General features: G+C 49.8%; 13 protein-coding genes. 4 read left to right on the top strand and 9 right to left on the bottom strand.

The genetic code is table 11. From position 1 onward, the window contains the following. Positions 1–6: 6 nt before the first annotated feature. The 3 genes from DXV75_RS00785 to yaaA form a co-directional block, all read right to left on the bottom strand. Positions 7–342, bottom strand: coding sequence for a VOC family protein (locus DXV75_RS00785; protein WP_115591327.1), 336 nt, complete (start codon positions 340–342; stop codon positions 7–9). A 66-nt stretch (positions 343–408) separates the two neighbouring features. Continuing rightward, positions 409–1,038, bottom strand: coding sequence for a glutathione S-transferase family protein (locus DXV75_RS00780; RefSeq protein WP_115591326.1), 630 nt, complete (start codon positions 1,036–1,038; stop codon positions 409–411). Between the two features lie 41 nt (positions 1,039–1,079). Then, entirely contained in the window at positions 1,080–1,856 is a 777-nt protein-coding gene (yaaA, locus tag DXV75_RS00775; RefSeq protein WP_115591325.1) for a peroxide stress protein YaaA, read from the bottom strand. Positions 1,857–2,215: 359 nt separating this feature from the next. On the opposite strand from yaaA, the gene tal reads away from it, so the two are divergent. The 3 genes from tal to DXV75_RS00760 all read left to right on the top strand — a co-directional run bounded on the left by tal (position 2,216) and on the right by DXV75_RS00760 (position 5,285). Beyond that, positions 2,216–3,175, top strand: coding sequence for a transaldolase (gene tal, locus DXV75_RS00770; RefSeq protein ID WP_115591324.1), 960 nt, complete (start codon positions 2,216–2,218; stop codon positions 3,173–3,175). Between the two features lie 50 nt (positions 3,176–3,225). Next, positions 3,226–4,875, top strand: coding sequence for a glucose-6-phosphate isomerase (gene pgi, locus DXV75_RS00765; RefSeq protein WP_115591323.1), 1,650 nt, complete (start codon positions 3,226–3,228; stop codon positions 4,873–4,875). 233 nt (positions 4,876–5,108) lie between these two features. Next, positions 5,109–5,285 (top strand): DUF3545 family protein, encoded by a 177-nt coding sequence (locus tag DXV75_RS00760; protein ID WP_115591322.1) that lies wholly within the window; start codon positions 5,109–5,111, stop codon positions 5,283–5,285. 96 nt (positions 5,286–5,381) lie between these two features. Here the strand turns inward: DXV75_RS00760 and ung are convergent, their stop codons facing one another. The 4 genes from ung to thrA are packed head-to-tail and all read right to left on the bottom strand — an operon-like array spanning position 5,382 to position 10,781. Then, complete coding sequence (gene ung, locus DXV75_RS00755; protein ID WP_115591321.1) at positions 5,382–6,041, bottom strand: uracil-DNA glycosylase; 660 nt, start codon at positions 6,039–6,041, stop codon at positions 5,382–5,384. Then, positions 6,041–7,330, bottom strand: coding sequence for a threonine synthase (gene thrC, locus DXV75_RS00750; RefSeq protein ID WP_115591320.1), 1,290 nt, complete (start codon positions 7,328–7,330; stop codon positions 6,041–6,043). Before thrC ends, ung begins: the two co-directional genes overlap by 1 nt. A gap of 12 nt (positions 7,331–7,342) precedes the next feature. Next, positions 7,343–8,299 (bottom strand): homoserine kinase, encoded by a 957-nt coding sequence (gene thrB, locus DXV75_RS00745; RefSeq protein WP_115591319.1) that lies wholly within the window; start codon positions 8,297–8,299, stop codon positions 7,343–7,345. Positions 8,300–8,315: 16 nt separating this feature from the next. Beyond that, positions 8,316–10,781: a bifunctional aspartate kinase/homoserine dehydrogenase I gene (gene thrA / locus DXV75_RS00740; protein WP_115591318.1), complete on the bottom strand. Its 2,466-nt coding sequence runs from the start codon at positions 10,779–10,781 to the stop codon at positions 8,316–8,318. Positions 10,782–11,300: 519 nt separating this feature from the next. Here thrA and DXV75_RS00730 point away from each other — a divergent pair. Next, complete coding sequence (locus tag DXV75_RS00730; protein WP_115591316.1) at positions 11,301–13,277, top strand: hypothetical protein; 1,977 nt, start codon at positions 11,301–11,303, stop codon at positions 13,275–13,277. A 162-nt stretch (positions 13,278–13,439) separates the two neighbouring features. Here DXV75_RS00730 and glpD read toward each other — a convergent pair whose 3' ends face one another. Together glpD and DXV75_RS00720 are read right to left on the bottom strand one after the other, a co-directional pair. Further along, positions 13,440–14,981, bottom strand: coding sequence for a glycerol-3-phosphate dehydrogenase (gene glpD / locus DXV75_RS00725; protein WP_115591315.1), 1,542 nt, complete (start codon positions 14,979–14,981; stop codon positions 13,440–13,442). Between the two features lie 89 nt (positions 14,982–15,070). Further along, positions 15,071–15,829, bottom strand: coding sequence for a DeoR/GlpR family transcriptional regulator (locus DXV75_RS00720; RefSeq protein ID WP_115591314.1), 759 nt, complete (start codon positions 15,827–15,829; stop codon positions 15,071–15,073). Positions 15,830–15,843 lie beyond the last annotated feature (14 nt).

Below are 15,843 nucleotides of genomic sequence, written 5' to 3'. Positions count from 1 at the left end.
AATCACTCAGAATTGGTCGAACATGATTCGGTTGCCGTCGGGGTCGGTCAGGATACAGTGGCCGGGGCCGGTGTCGCCTTCCACCGCAACATCCGGTCGAATACCTCGTGCTTTAATTTGTTGTTCGATGGCCCGCACATCCGCAGGGTTAAAGGTAAGAATGTTATGCTCGAACATGCCTTCAAATAAACCAATCACAGTGCTGCCATTCTGCAGGATCAGCCATTTTTCTTCGACAGACCCGCACCCTTGTAACGCCTGAAACCCCAGAGCCTGATAAAAAGTGAGTGACTCCCTGATATCTTTTACTGCCAAACTTACCGAAAACTGACCTAGTTCCAAAGGCTGCTCCCCAAGTAATCGTTGTCCAAGCCGAACCCATCGTTGGTACACAATATGGCTTTTATTTTAGCCCTGCGGTATCTGGCTGGCTTCAACCTCCCGGGCTTTCCTGTATGCCGGGCGCTCAACCATGCGATCTGCGTACTGCTTTAAGTTTTCCGGTAACCGCAACGACTCCCCTTGAGCCCATACCAGAATATGGGTCGCCAGTATGTCGGCCACCGTCAATGTATCGCCACAAACAAATTCCTGCTCCCCTAACAAGGTAGAGAAGACATCGGCAGCCCGTTCAAATTCCCAGTCACTCACGGCCAACATCTGTTTGATACGGTATTCTTCGGGCAGAATAAAGGTATGCTTGGCCCGGTACCACAATGGCTGCTCCAGCTCCGTCATCAGAAAATACATCATTTGCTCAAAATGGGCGCGTTCAAACGTCCCGGGCTTGGGAATGAACTCCTGTTGACCGTGTTTGTCCGCCAGATAAGTGAGAATCGCCGCCGATTCCGATAACCCTCCCTGCTCACATTCCAGCCAGGGTACTTTAGCTGAGGGGTTACGCTCGGAAAATGGCGGCCGGCGATGTTCGCCCTTGAGCAGGTTTACCAGCTTGTATTCATAAGGCAAACCAATTTCTTCGAGCGCCCAGGTAACACGGAAAGCGCGGGTTTTGGGAAATCCATAAAGTGTATACATCCAGGTATCCAGATTACTGGACGGACTCCAGGTGGAAGCCGTCAGGGTTGTTCATCACGCAGGAACACCAACTCACTGCCCTTGCTATGTTGTGCACTAAAACGATAGCCTGCCAAATCAAATGCCTCAAGCCCGGCAACCTCACTGACCCGGTTTTGTATGATATACCGCGCCATCAATCCTCGAGCCTTTTTAGCGAAAAAGCTGATCACCTTATACTGGCCATTTTTGAAGTCTTTGAATACCGGCGTTACTACCATGCCATCGAGCGCGTTTTTCTTCACCGACTTAAAATACTCATTTGACGCCAGGTTCACCAATACATTATCGCCCTGCTTGTGCAATGCCTTGTTCAGCTCAACCGTAATGCGCTCTCCCCAGTACGCATACAGATCTTTACCCTTGGGGTTCTGCAATTTTGTTCCCATTTCGAGGCGATAGGGTTGCATCAAATCCAGTGGTCTTAACAGCCCATACAGGCCTGACAGGATCCTCAGATGCTGTTGCGCATACTCCACATCCGTCTCAGACAGAGTATAAGCATCAAGCCCTGTATAAACGTCACCATTGAAAGCAAACAGCGAAGGCCGTGCATTGTTTTTGGTAAATGGGGTACGAAATTCTGCAAACCGATTGGCATTGAGTGTTGCCAGCTTATCGCTGATACTCATCAGCGACGACAACTCAGCGGGTGACAACTGCTGGCAAACCTGAACCAGTTCAAGAGTGTTCTCCAGTAATGCAGGCTCTGTAGCATCTGACTCCGGGACCGGGGTTTCATAATCGAGATTTTTGGCAGGGGAAACAACGACTAACATCAATACTCCAATGTATCTTGATTCTAAACGCCATCCGCCGGCGCAATTATTCGGCGATGACTGATTTTGTTGAGCAAGTATACCATTGAGCAAACTGTCTCATGGGACTTTATTGTTGGGAAAAATCGATTCGGGCCATCGGTTTTCCCCAATAATAAGCGGCGAGGAATCTTGCTGAACAGGTGTAAATTCCATCATCTGTTTGGTATAAATGAGTAAATTCAGGCTGGTGCCGTTGTCCAGCCGTCACAACCCTACAATTCAGATGACGCCAGCGGGCGTTTGAACAACATTTCGCGGAAGTCTGCCCGGTAATCGACAGGCATCCCTTAGACAAAGGCCATCATTCAGAGAGTATTATGAGTAACCAACTGCAATCACTACGTAAAATCACGACCGTAGTTGCCGATACCGGCGACATTGAAGCCATTCGCAAGTATGAGCCGGTGGACGCAACTACCAACCCCTCGTTACTTCTCAAAGCAGCCAGCATGCCCCAGTATGCCTCCTTTATCGATGATGCCGTTGCCTGGGCCAAACTGCAGTCCAACGATGCAGAGCAACAACTGATTGACGCAGCAGATAAGCTCGCCGTATTGATCGGCAAGGAAATATCCTCCATTGTACCTGGACGGGTATCCACCGAAGTCGATGCGCGTCTTTCCTTCGACACAGAGGCCACCATCGCCAAAGCCGAACGTCTGGTGCAACTCTACAGCGACGCCGGTGTTGATAAGTCACGCATTCTGATCAAAATTGCATCCACCTGGGAAGGCATTCGGGCCGCTGAAGTGCTGGAGCAAAAAGGCATCAACTGTAACCTGACCCTGCTGTTCAGTTTTGCCCAGGCCAGAGCATGTGCCGAGGCTGGGGTATTCCTGATTTCTCCTTTCGTAGGCCGTATCCTCGACTGGTACAAAAACAGCACAGGAAAAACGGAATATACCAAGGAAGAAGATCCAGGTGTGGTTTCCGTTACCAGTATCTACAACTACTACAAAGCGCACGGCTACAAGACCGTAGTGATGGGTGCCAGTTTCAGAAACATTGGCGAAATCCAGGCACTGGCAGGCTGTGACCGTCTGACTATAAGCCCACAACTGCTGGAAGAACTGGCCAACGAACCGGGCGAACTTACCGCAGTACTGAGCTATTCCGGTGAAACCAAAACACCTGGAGCGGCACTCACTGAAGATCAGTTCCGCTGGGACATGAACGAAGATGCAATGGCAACGGAAAAACTTGCGGAAGGTATTCGTAACTTTGCCGCTGACCAGGTAAAACTTGAAGCTATGTTGAAAGCAAAATTAGACATATAATAATATAATTAATATATTCTGACACTCAACCATTACGTAGGACCCGAATCATGACTGTACTGACAAGCCAACCAGAATGGCAACGTCTGACGGAGCTGGCAACATCGGTTAAAAGCACCCACATGCGGGACTGGTTTGCTGAAGACCCACAAAGGGCCAGCAAATTTCAGACAGAAGCCTGTGGCCTGTATCTGGATTACTCCAAAAACCGGGTAGATCAGGAGGTTCTTGATACCCTTTTCGCTCTGGCAGACTCCCAGGGGCTGTCGGCACACCGGGAAGCAATGTTCGGTGGCGCGAACATCAATAACACGGAAAATCGCGCGGTGCTTCACACCGCGTTACGTAACTTCAGTGGTGAACCTGTGTATGTGGATGGCCAGGATGTGATGCCCGAAGTACTGGCAACACTGGAAAAAATCCGGGCCTTTACCCATGCGATCCATTCAGGTGCACATGTGGGTTACACCGGCAAACCAATCAGGCAGGTTGTCAGCATTGGCATTGGCGGTTCTTTCCTGGGTCCCAAAATCATGACCGAGGCACTAAAGCCTTACACCCATGACGCGGTAAAGGTGCATTTTGTAGCCAACGTAGACGGTTGCCATATTCACGACGTACTCAGTACCCTGGATCACACAGAAACACTGATCGTGATGTCGTCCAAGTCGTTTTCAACCCAGGAAACCCTGCAGAATACTTTATCAGCAAAAGACTGGTTTCTCAGCCAGGGCGGCAGTCAGCAGGACATTGCCAGGCATTTTGTCGCGGTTTCCTCCAATGTTGCTGCTGCCACTGAATTTGGCATTGCGGAAGAGAACATATTCCCGATGTGGGATTGGGTTGGCGGACGCTATTCACTGTGGTCGGCCATTGGTTTGCCTATTGCCCTGGCTTTAGGTTTTGACAACTTCAAAAGCTTGCTGGAGGGCGCTCATGAAATGGACAAACATTTCAAAACCGCTCCAAGCAAGCAAAACCTTCCGGTGATCATGGCGATGCTGGGCATTTGGTACCGAAACTTTTTCGACGCCCAGTCCCACGTACTTTTACCCTATTACCACTATCTGCGTGGCTTGCCTGCGTACGTGCAACAGTTAGATATGGAAAGTAACGGTAAACAGGTCACCCAGGCAGGCCAGCGCGTTGATTACGCCACCGGCCCGATTATCTGGGGCAGTGAAGGCACTAACGGCCAGCACAGCTTTCATCAGCTGATTCACCAGGGTCATGGCATTATTCCGGCAGACTTCCTGATGCCCCTGAATGTTCCCAATCAGGATGACACCCATCACGCCATGCTGGCATCCAACTGTTTTGGCCAGACTCAGGCGCTGATGCAGGGCAAAAGCTTTGAAGACTGCTACAAGGATTTGGAAGGTAAAGGCCTGGATGAAGAACAGCGACGCAGCCTGGCAGAACACAAAACCATGCCGGGTAACAAACCCTCGAATACCATTTTATTTGAAAAACTCGATCCGTTCACACTTGGCGCGCTGGTTGCTATGTATGAACACAAGGTATTCGTTCAAGGGGTAATCTGGCAGCTTAACTCCTTCGACCAATGGGGCGTAGAGTTAGGAAAAGTACTTGGTAATCAGGTTCTTGCCGGAATAGTTGGGAGCGCTGACCACGATCAGTTCGACCCATCAACCCAACAATTGATTGCACGTTTCCGCAAGGCAAATGCACCAAAATAAGGAAAGCAATTTGCTGTATAGCCAGGAAACAGCGCTATTCAGATAACGGCCAGGCTGGCTGGCCGTTACACATTGGACGTGTACCACTGAATTGTCATCAAGATGTCACACTTTGTTAATTAAAAGTAAATAACGTTATTTTAATTTGCTTGTGGCTATGATACAAAAATGTGCAGAGAGGAAAGTTCAGCCGATCTGTCACGGTTGTAAGTGGTAACAAAAAGGAGATCCTCGTGGATAAAGCAGATCTATTTGCCATGCTCGACATTGAAAGCAACTCAGCGAAAACCAAAAGCAAAAAACGCAAGTGGAGAGAGATTGAAGCGCTGCAGGATAGATACAAGCTGGAAAAGGAATTGGCCGAACTGGACTGCGGGTTCGAGTTCGAACTGGAATCCATGCAACGATAAATACATAAACGGCCACCTCACATAGGTGGCCGTTTTACGTTTTATCTGCGCTTTAAGCCAGAATTCAGGGCCTCAAGCCAGTTAAGGCATAGCCCTTTATACTTGCCAGTTAATTGGGGTTTTGCCCTTTGACTGCAGTATAGAGTTGGTTTTGCTAAAATGCTTGCAGCCCAGAAACCCTCGGTGCGCGGATAACGGCGAAGGATGCGGCGCTTTCAATACGTGGTGGCGCTCACTGTCAATGTGCTGCCCTTTCTTTTGCGCGTGGCTGCCCCAAAGCAGAAACACCACACCATCACAGTATTGGTTTACCGCATCTATGACTTTGTCGGTAAAACGTTCCCAACCATACCTCGCGTGACTGTGTGCCTTACCCTGCTCAACCGTCAACACGGTATTGAGCAGCAGCACTCCTTGTGTAGCCCAATCCTGCAAAAAGCCGTGCTGAGGAATCTTAAATCCGTCGATATCCGTCGACAATTCCTTGTAAATATTAACCAGCGAAGGCGGCGGCTTTATTCCGGGTTTCACAGAAAAGCATAATCCATGAGCCTGTCCGGGCCCGTGGTACGGGTCCTGGCCCAAAATAACCACCTTCACCGTTTCCAGAGGGGTCAGCGTTAAAGCACTGAATACTTCCGGTGCAGGCGGGAAAATCACTACTCCCTGTTGCCGTTCCTGTGCAATCCGTTCAACCATGGATTGATAGTACGGCTGCTGTTGTTCAGCTTCGAGTACCTGCGCCCAGTTGCTCATTACTTGGTTTTCAACAACGCCAGCATATGCGCCTTTAAATCTTCATATTCAGCGCTTAACGGCACTGCCAGACTGGTTTTGGCGGCAACATCTGCCAAGGGCTTTGGCAGACTGAGCGGCTGCCCAAGCACATTCTCTACCGTTTCACGGAATTTGGCCGGATGAGCGGTTCCGAGGAACAGCCCCACTTCCCCCTCATTCAGATCGTGACTGAGTGCACGGTACGCCACTGCAGCGTGGGGTTCACTGGTATAACCCAACTGAGCCAGTTGGCGCATTGCCAGATGGGTGTACTCTTCATCCACCGACTCGCCGCGCAGACAATCCGCCGGCAGGTAACCCTGCTCAATCAGTGCTTCAATCCGTGGCCAGTTGTTTGGCTGGCTTACGTCCATGGCATTGGACATGGTAGCTACCGTAGCTTTTGGAGCCCACTCACCCGTTTTCAGATAACGGGGAACGGTATCATTCAGGTTCGTCGCTGCAATAAAGCGCTTGATCGGCAGCCCCATGGTTTTAGCTATCATGCCGGCGGTCAGATTTCCGAAGTTTCCGCTGGGAACCGAAATCACCAGATTGCTGCGCTCTTCTTCAGGAACCTGGCTCACGGCTTCAAAGTAATAGCACACCTGTGCCAGCAAACGGCTTATGTTGATGGAATTGGCCGAATTCAGGTGCAGGCCTTCACGTACATCCGGATCATCAAATGCGGTTTTTACCAGCGCCTGACACGCATCAAAATCACCGTCTACCGCAACGGTGTGAATATTGTCACCCAGTGTGGTAAACAGCTTTTCCTGCAGCGGGCTGATTTTACCTTCTGGGAACAGGATCACTACGTTGATGTTTTCGATACCATGAAAAGCGTGGGCAACGGCTGCACCAGTGTCTCCGGAAGTTGCCGTCAGAATGGTGACAGGTTGCCCTTCACTCAATCGCGAAAGGCACTGGGCCATAAAGCGGCCACCAAAATCCTTAAACGCGAGGGTTGGGCCGTGAAACAGTTCAAGGGTATAGATACTGTCAGTGACTTTTTCTACCGGGGCGGGAAACGTGAATGCTTCATTCACTACAGCTTCAACCATGCCCTGCGGAAGTTCATCACCAATCAGGGCCTTTAAGACTTCGATACTGCGCTCTGCAAACGGCCGACTCAATAAGTCGTCGATATTTTCCAGAGTCGGGATGCGGGTCGGAAAATACAGCCCTTGATTCTTACCCAGTCCACGCTTCACCGCCTCGGCGAAGCTGGCGGTATCACCCGCATCTTTTAAATTAACCAGTTCCACTATTTTTTTACCTTATTCTTCAACTTGCTGTTGGCAGGCACCCTGTGAAGGAATGCGACATACGTGGCTAAAGCCATCTTCGTTTTGTATATAGTTTTCTGTCAGCCATTGCTCTACGGCTTCGGCTGTATGACGGTCGTTGCAAACCGCAAACACTGTTGGCCCGGACCCTGAGATTCCAAACGCCAGTGCACCGCTTTGCATGGCAAAATCCCTGGCGTCATCAAATCCGGGCAGGAGGGATTTTCGGTACGGTTCGGCAATCACATCCTGCATCACACCAGCGGCCATTTTTGCGTCCCCACTGTGCAGTGCATGCACGAAAATGCCCAACTGGCGGCCGAACGTAAGTGCGGTGGCCATTGGTACTTCTTTGGGCAGAATGTTTCTGGCGGCTGAAGTTGAAACGCTGATCCCAGAGTAACAAATCACCCAGTACCAGTCCTGAATTACCGGCAAAGAAACCGTCACAGGCGCAGCTTGCCCGGTCATCAGGGTCATGCCTCCAAGGTAGCAGGGGGCAACATTATCGTAGTGAACACTGCCACTGATCTGACCTTCGAGTTCTCCCATCATCAGTAGCAGTACATCTTCGCAGAAAGGCTGCCCGAAATGCTCGTTCAGGCCATAAAAAGCAGCAACGATGGAACTGGCACTGGAACCCAGTCCACTACCGATTGGCAGGTTTTTGAACAGGGTAACCGCAACCGGAGACACTGTGTGCCCGGCCTTAACCATTTCCTCAATAAAATAATGGTAACAGTGCGTTACGATGTTGGTGTCCGGATCGGACGGCAACTTGTGTGCAAATGGCCCTGCAACGGTTAACTGATATTGCTCAGCATCAACTATTTCCACCTCATCGCCCAGCGGAGTACCATCTACCGGCTGCAGCGCAGCGCCCAACACGTCGAAGCCAAGACTGACATTACCAATAGACGCAGGTGCGTATGCTCGGGTTGTTTTCATAACTGCTCTCCTGACCTCAATGGGCCGATTGCTTCCAGGGCATGGTACGAAGAATATCAGCAAACACACCTGCTGCGGTTACTGTTCCACCTGCGCCGTAACCACGGATAACATAGGGTTTTGGCTGATAGTAATCACTGTTGATGGCCAGCGCATTCTCTCCGTCTTTAACCGCAGCCAACGGATGACTGGCGGGCACTGCCTGAATCGTAACCTTACAACGGTTTCCTTCAATGCTGCCAATGTATCGCAGCACTTTGTTTTCTGCTTTCGCTTTTTCAACCCGGGCACCAAAATCCGCATCCAACTGTGGCAGTTGCTGCATGAATTCATCAATGCTGCAGGACTCGGCGAAACCGGCGGGCAGCACCGATTCAATCTCGATGTCAGACAGTTCAAGCGTTAAATCGGCCTCACGCGCCATGATCAGAAGCTTCCGGGCTACGTCCATGCCACTCAGGTCGTCCCGGGGGTCGGGCTCCGTATAGCCGTTTTCCTTTGCCAGCGTGGTGGCCTGGGAAAGGGTCATCCCCTCTTCCAGCTTACCGAAAACATAAGACAGGCTGCCGGACAAAATACCTTCGAATCGGTGCAGCACGTCACCGGCACTGAACAGCTTCTGCAGGTTGTCGATAACCGGAAGCCCTGCGCCTACCGTAGTTTCGTACAGATACTGACGGTTGGTATCCAGCGCAGTTTTGCGCAGTTTGCGGTAATAGGCCATGGTGTCGGTATTGGCCTTTTTATTCGGCGTAACCACATGGAAACCGTTTTCCATCATCTCTACGTATTGCGCCGCGATGCCTGCATGGCTGGTACAATCCACAATGACCGGGTTGACCAGACTGTTGTCATTAACAAACTGATGTACCCGTTCAATGGAAAAACTGTGTTCCGAGTCATTGAGCAAAGACTGCCAGTCATTCGCCACATCAATGCCCTGTGCATCGAGCAAAAGTTTGCGGCTATTGGCAATCCCGTATACCCGAAGCTGAATATTGCGTTGCAACAATGCATCCTGCTGGCGGGCAATTTGAGCCAGTAATTCCTGCCCCACGTTTCCACACCCTATCAGGAATACGTCAATGGTGTGGCGATCGGAAAAGAAGTTCTGATGAACCACTCGTACAGCCTTTTTGGCGCGCTTGGCTTCAATAACGGTAGAAATGGAACGCTCAGAGGAACCTTGCGCAATGGCCACATTGTTCACCCGGGCCTGGGAAAGGGCGCTGAAAAACCGTGCAGCCAGGCCTTTGGTATGGCGCATACCATCGCCAACCAGGGTGACAATCGCAAGGTCGTGACGCACTTCAATGGGGTCCAAAAGCTGATTCTGCAATTCCAAGGCAAATGCATCTTCCAGTAAATTCAGAGCTTTGCCTGCATCTTTACTTTGAATACAGAAGCTGATGCTGTACTCAGAGCTGGACTGTGTGATCAGGCTGATAGAGATGTTGGCGTTAGAAATTACTTCAAATACACGGCTTGCCATGCCCACCATGCCTTTCAGTCCCGGTCCGGCGACGTTGAACATGGTGATGTTGTCCAGCTGCGAGATCCCCTTCACCGATGTCCAGATTTCACTGGCTTCATTACTGATCAACGTACCTGGTGCAGAAGGGTTCAGGGTGTTACGAATCAGGCATGGAATGTGGTGCTGGGCAATGGGGCCGATGGTTTTGGGATGCAACACCTTAGCGCCAAAGTAGGACAGCTCCATGGCTTCCTGGTACGTCAGTTTGTCCAGCAAAACCGCATTTTCCACCTGGTTGGGATCGGCGTTGTACACACCGTCCACATCAGTCCAGATCTCACAGCAGCTTGCATCGATACAGGCTGCCAGTATTGCGGCAGAGTAATCCGACCCGTTTCTGCCTAACGTAACTTTTTCACCACCTTCGTTGGCCGCCACAAAACCCGGCATCACCAGCAATTGGCTGCCGTCGGTCACAACATCGGAAAACCGGGCCTTGCTCAACGCTACATCGGCGATGCTGTCGAGGTAATCCCCTTCAGCCAGAATGTATTGCACAGGGTCGATAATCCGGTTGGCGATGCCTTTGGCACTCAGGATTGCACTGAACAGCGTAACACTGATGTACTCACCAATACTCAAAATACCGGCGGCCACTTCATCTGGCGCACAACCCAGCAATTTGATGCCTTCAAGCTGTTGTTTTAAAGAGGACAGATGCGACTGGATGTACTCGCTAACACTCTGTACTGCAAAATCCGGCAACTCCTGGGACAGTTCCTGGGCAATACCTTCCACGGTTTGCTGTAATTTAATAAATAGAGGCAGATAATCTTCGTTGGCTGCAGCCTGCTCACACAGGGAAGAAAGCGCGTTAGTCACGCCTTTGGGAGCCGATAAAACTACCGCAGCACCTTCGGTCTGATGGGTCGTGGTACTGATCTCGGTGACACGAAGATACCGCTGTGCATCGGCCAGAGAGGACCCACCAAACTTTAATACTTTCATCTATTGCTCCTTTCGGTTTGTAACCTTCAACACACCACATTCTGACAGACACAGGGTAAAAAAAAACCCGCTCTCTGAGAGGGCGGGCTTTCGGTGTCTGTTGCAAATGCGCACTAGCCAGCGACCGCCCTCAAAGAGGTGGTAATAATCATGCCGGTGGTGCTAATAATTGTTTTCATGTGGTCAATTTGCCGTATAGACGTCTATATGTCAACCGCGTTTTTCGACAAATTCGTCTGGTACGACATTTCACGCCTTGCCGGGCAGTTCGGGAATCCAGTAAACCTAAAACTGATGCTGGGCCACATCCGGCCACTGATACAAAATTTAGTAAATAAACTATTAATTAGATTAAAAAAACGGTATTTAAATTGATACCAAACCTAGGCATAATACGACTTCGGATGGAGTCCGATGTAGTGACAAAAGGAAGATATTTCATCCGCAAGTTGTCTGTCTGCTTTAGACCACCCTGTCGTACTCGGTCCTTATCTATAGATGTAATTTAAGGACAAAACAATGAAAGTACTCCGCACCGGCGCGATCGGCCTGCTAGCCTCATTGCTGTTAACCGCCTGTATTGAAGTGGAAGACAACAACAATAACAACGACATCGTCAATGCCATCAATGAACTCGATATCACCCCTGTTGGGCCTACCATTACTCTGCGTGGTGCAGTCAGGGAAGCCGGAACGGTCAGCGTTCTGGCAGGCATTACGGTAACCGTATCTGCAGGGACAACTGAACTCGGCAAGGCGTTAAGCTCCGAAGACGGTACTTTTGAAATTTCCGGCCTGCCAACCTCCTCAGCCATTGATATCGTACTTACTGATGAATCAGGCGAATTCCTTACCAATGTCTATTCCGGAGAAACACCCCATACACAGAGTTCCGTTGGCTATCAAGATATCGGCGTACTGCTTATTTCCGAGCCACTTACGGTCAGTTTTGAAATACTTACCAGCAACAATTCACCTGTGCCGGATTTGCAGTTCACCAGCAGTCTCTATTCAGCCAGCGGTAGCATTGCCCCTGAATATCGATCTGAGTCAACATACGATGAAACCACCGGACTTTATTCAATTACCATCCCCAAAAGCATTAATACATCATTGTATGCTTCTCTGGATGTTGACGGCGACGGTGAAGCGGACTACCGCAGGGAAGACTCGCCCTATTCCGATGCAACAAACCTGTACCTTCAGGATATAAACCAGTACCCGGTTGATACCGTTTATCTTTATGCTCTGGACGAAGCCCTTTCTCAAATTGAATTTCGACTATCCATTCTTGATAACGATTTTAACCCTCTGACCACAGCGAAGGTGATGATTGACGATGAAAATAACGAAGAAGTGGTATCGAGCTACGACGAAGCCAGTGGCCAACACGTCATTACCGTAAATTACGACCGATATTCCAATGACCAGCTTCGTCTGGTTATCCCGTCGCTGGAAGAGAACGGGGTGATGTATGAGTCAGCCATCATTTACGCTACCCCTTATGATGACACCTTGCGGATCAACTCAAGCAATGCCAATGGTTACCTCAATTACGAAACAGACTTAGCCGAACAGGTGAACATTCCTGTTGAACTTCGGGAAGGCTTTCCCGATGCGGAACTGGAGTTAATTGCCGAACACATTGATACCGAAACCGGGGTTTACACCCTCTATTACTCTCACCCAATCAGCGTGCAAGACAATGCAATATCATTCTATCAGTTAGGAAGCTACTCCGTGGTTCGAGGCAATGACAGTGATACCGACCTGCTGCTTGACGGCTCCAGCCAAGTATCCCAGTTGCAACGCCTTCAGGAAACGAGCGCAGTACTTTCGCTCGGAAACACACGCTTAACTATCACTCCGACAGATCCCTTATTACCCACCTTCAATTATAAGTACAATATTGGTTTCCTTAACCTTATCGACCAGCAACTACTGGTGGACTTGTACAATGATACCGTTGATTTCAAAGCCTCCATCACTTCAGATACGGCCTTTGATATTTCGGAACTGGTGCTCGACAACAACAACTACTGGACGCAGGGTGAAATCATTACCCCTTTCAATACCGCAGGAGAAAGCGCATCACCTTTTAACGGTCGCGATTCGGTTTACCTGTACCTGCCTCTGAGCGCGAGTAGCCTACAATACTTCACTCTCACCAAACGAATTGTCACTTCACAGGGCACCGTTACTGGTGAAAATGACTTTTATGAGATTGTCAGAGACGGGGAACTGAACTACTACTCGAACTCAACTGCTTATATAGCCAACTTTGCTTACAACGAAAATATTATTTCAAGTTATGACTATGGCAGAGTTGTGACGGGCAGCAGCCTTGATGACGACACTTATTGGCTGCGTGTCTCCATGTCTGAATATATGTATGACAACACCGATTCATCGCAAAACACCATCCAGTTTGAGTACGCCTATGAGACTAAAGACGGCCAGTTTGAAACCGGCGCCCTTACATTACCGGTAAATTGATCAGCGATTACGTCTAATTGGGGCTCTATTTAGAGCCCTTTCTTTTATTAAACCGTCGGTCGGCGTGTCATGTAAGAAAGTTACCTTTGTAAGCGACATTGCAACAGAGTTGCCTCTGTGTACATATCATCGACCTGTAAAAACTAGGTAAATGTAGCCCTGTCAGGCAGCCCCGACAGCAGGCCGAGCGGATAACTCCGCTCTACTGCACCGGCGCTCAGACAGATAGGTCTCCAGTACCTTAACCTGCTCGCCTGACAAGCGCAGGCCCTGCTTGGTCCTGCGCCAAAGAATATCTTCCGCGCAGCTGGCCCATTCTTCCTCTATCAGATAATCCACCTCGGCCTGCATAAGGCCTGCACCAAAATCCTGCCCCATAGCAGAAAGTTGCGACTTACCGGCCAGAAACTTATGACACAGCAAACCGTATTGGCGCACATAGCGTGCGCACAACTCTTCAGGCAACCAGGGATACTGGACCCGTAAATCAGATTCAAGCTGGCCATGGCTGGAAAAACTGCCTCCGGGCAGGGCCGGACGACGGGTCCAACTGGCTTTCATGCGCGGGAAGATGACTTTTAACTTATCCACGGCACTCTGGGACAATGTGCGGAACGTGGTAATTTTGCCGCCGAATATATTGAGCAATGGCGGATGTCCGGACTCATTGTTCAGTTCAATGCGGTAATCCCGGGTCAGCGTTTGCGCAGATGCCGATTCATCCTCAAGTAAAGGCCTTACGCCACTGTAAGTATGCACAATATCATCGGCACTGATTTTGTGCCTGAAATACTGATTGACAATTTCAATGAGGTAGCCTTTTTCCGCTTCTGAAATGGATGCGTTTGATGGATCGCCAGTGTAATCTTCATCGGTGGTTCCCACCAGGGTAAAGTCACCTTCAAACGGAATGGTAAATACTATCCGGCCATCCTTGTTTTGCAGAATGTAGGCTTCTTCCGAATCGTACAGCCGTGGAACAATAATGTGACTGCCTTTCACCATGCGCATAGATTGCTTTTGCACGTTGCCGCTCACCCGTTCCAAAAACGAAGCCGCCCAGGGCCCAGCCGCATTTACCAATGCCCGGGCCTTAACGGTTTGGCTGCTTCCGTCCTTGCTTTTAAGGGTCACCTGCCAGCATTTGCCGTTTGGCTGAACACCAACACATTCCGTTTGTGGCCGGATGTCAGCGCCTTGGTCCCGTGCGGCGAGGGCATTCAGGATCACAAGCCGGGCATCGTCTACCCAACAGTCCGAATACTCAAAGCAGGTTTTTATATCCGCAACCAATGGCCCTTGCGCATGGGTTTTAACCTTCCTGGAACGTGGCAATACATTACGTTTTGCCAGCGAATCGTAAAGGAACAACCCAGCCCGAATCATCCATTCCGGACGAAGATGTTTTTGATGTGGCAACCGGAAACGCAAAGGCCAGATAATATGAGGGGCCTTGGCGAGGAGCACTTCCCGCTCAGCCAGCGCCTCTCGCACCAGTTTAAATTCATAGTGTTCAAGGTAGCGCAACCCGCCATGAATCAGCTTGCTGCTGGAAGATGAAGTCGCACTGCCCAAGTCACCTTTTTCACAAAGCAGCACAGACAACCCCCGCCCCGCTGCGTCTGCAGCGATTCCGGTACCGTTCACCCCACCCCCAATCACCAGCAGGTCAACATCGTATTCCTTTCCTGAGCGCTCACTCACAATTGCAACCTTATATTCACATCAACAATGTGAGCATTTGAACGCCAAAACGAAAACATGTCAACACAAACGAACATTTAAGAAAACATTCACGCCTTTACGAACGTAATATTATTTTCCTTGATGATTTTTGAGATTGGCGCGGGCGGCGTTTTGTCACAAACAAGGTAATCCACCTGTGACAAGTGCCCCTGCTCAACCATGGCGTGACGCTCGAACTTGCTGTAATCAGCAGCCAGTATGGCTTTGCGGGTGTGTTTAAGAATCGCCTGGGAAACTTTCACCTCACGAAAATCAAAGTCGAGCAATGCGCCGTCGCTACTGATCCCGCTTATCCCGATAATGCCAAAATCCATTCTGAACTGGCTGATAAAATCACAGGTTGCTTCGCCGATGATTCCACCGTCACGATAGCGAACCTCACCTGCGGCAATGATTACGGTAAAATCTTCCTTTGCCGATAAGATGCTGGCTACGTGCAGATTGTTGGTCACAACATGCAAATTCTTATGGTTCAGCAACTTGGTCGCGATCATCTCCGTAGTGGTGCCTATATTGATAAACAACGAAGCTCCATCGGGGATCATATTCGCAACGGCGATAGCTATACGTTCCTTTACCTGCCGGTTGTAGGATTTTCTTTCCTGGTAAGGTGTGTTCTCCCAACTCTTATTGATGCCTGCCCCACCATGATAGCGGCACACCACACCGCCTTCGGCAAGTTGATTAAGATCCCGTCGAATAGTCTGGGGCGTTACTTCACACCGTTCGACAAGTTCATCAATGGACATAAAGCCCTGCTGCTTGATCAAATCGACAATCTTTTCATGTCGCTGTGCCTGATTCATGGCAAACCTCTGGT

This window comes from Alteromonas aestuariivivens (assembly GCF_003367475.1).
Taxonomy (GTDB): Bacteria; Pseudomonadota; Gammaproteobacteria; order Enterobacterales; family Alteromonadaceae; genus Alteromonas; species Alteromonas aestuariivivens.
This window is presented reverse-complemented; position numbering and strand designations above follow the sequence as displayed.

Excerpts from the sequence above, each read along its gene's own strand:
- DXV75_RS00780 (WP_115591326.1), bottom strand. The coding sequence starts at position 1,038 with ATGTATACACTTTATGGATTTCCCAAAACCCGCGCTTTCCGTGTTACC.
- yaaA (WP_115591325.1), bottom strand. The coding sequence starts at position 1,856 with ATGTTAGTCGTTGTTTCCCCTGCCAAAAATCTCGATTATGAAACCCCG.
- tal (WP_115591324.1), top strand. The coding sequence starts at position 2,216 with ATGAGTAACCAACTGCAATCACTACGTAAAATCACGACCGTAGTTGCC.
- pgi (WP_115591323.1), top strand. The coding sequence starts at position 3,226 with ATGACTGTACTGACAAGCCAACCAGAATGGCAACGTCTGACGGAGCTG.
- ung (WP_115591321.1), bottom strand. The coding sequence starts at position 6,041 with ATGAGCAACTGGGCGCAGGTACTCGAAGCTGAACAACAGCAGCCGTAC.
- thrB (WP_115591319.1), bottom strand. The coding sequence starts at position 8,299 with ATGAAAACAACCCGAGCATACGCACCTGCGTCTATTGGTAATGTCAGT.
- thrA (WP_115591318.1), bottom strand. The coding sequence starts at position 10,781 with ATGAAAGTATTAAAGTTTGGTGGGTCCTCTCTGGCCGATGCACAGCGG.
- DXV75_RS00730 (WP_115591316.1), top strand. The coding sequence starts at position 11,301 with ATGAAAGTACTCCGCACCGGCGCGATCGGCCTGCTAGCCTCATTGCTG.
- DXV75_RS00720 (WP_115591314.1), bottom strand. The coding sequence starts at position 15,829 with ATGAATCAGGCACAGCGACATGAAAAGATTGTCGATTTGATCAAGCAG.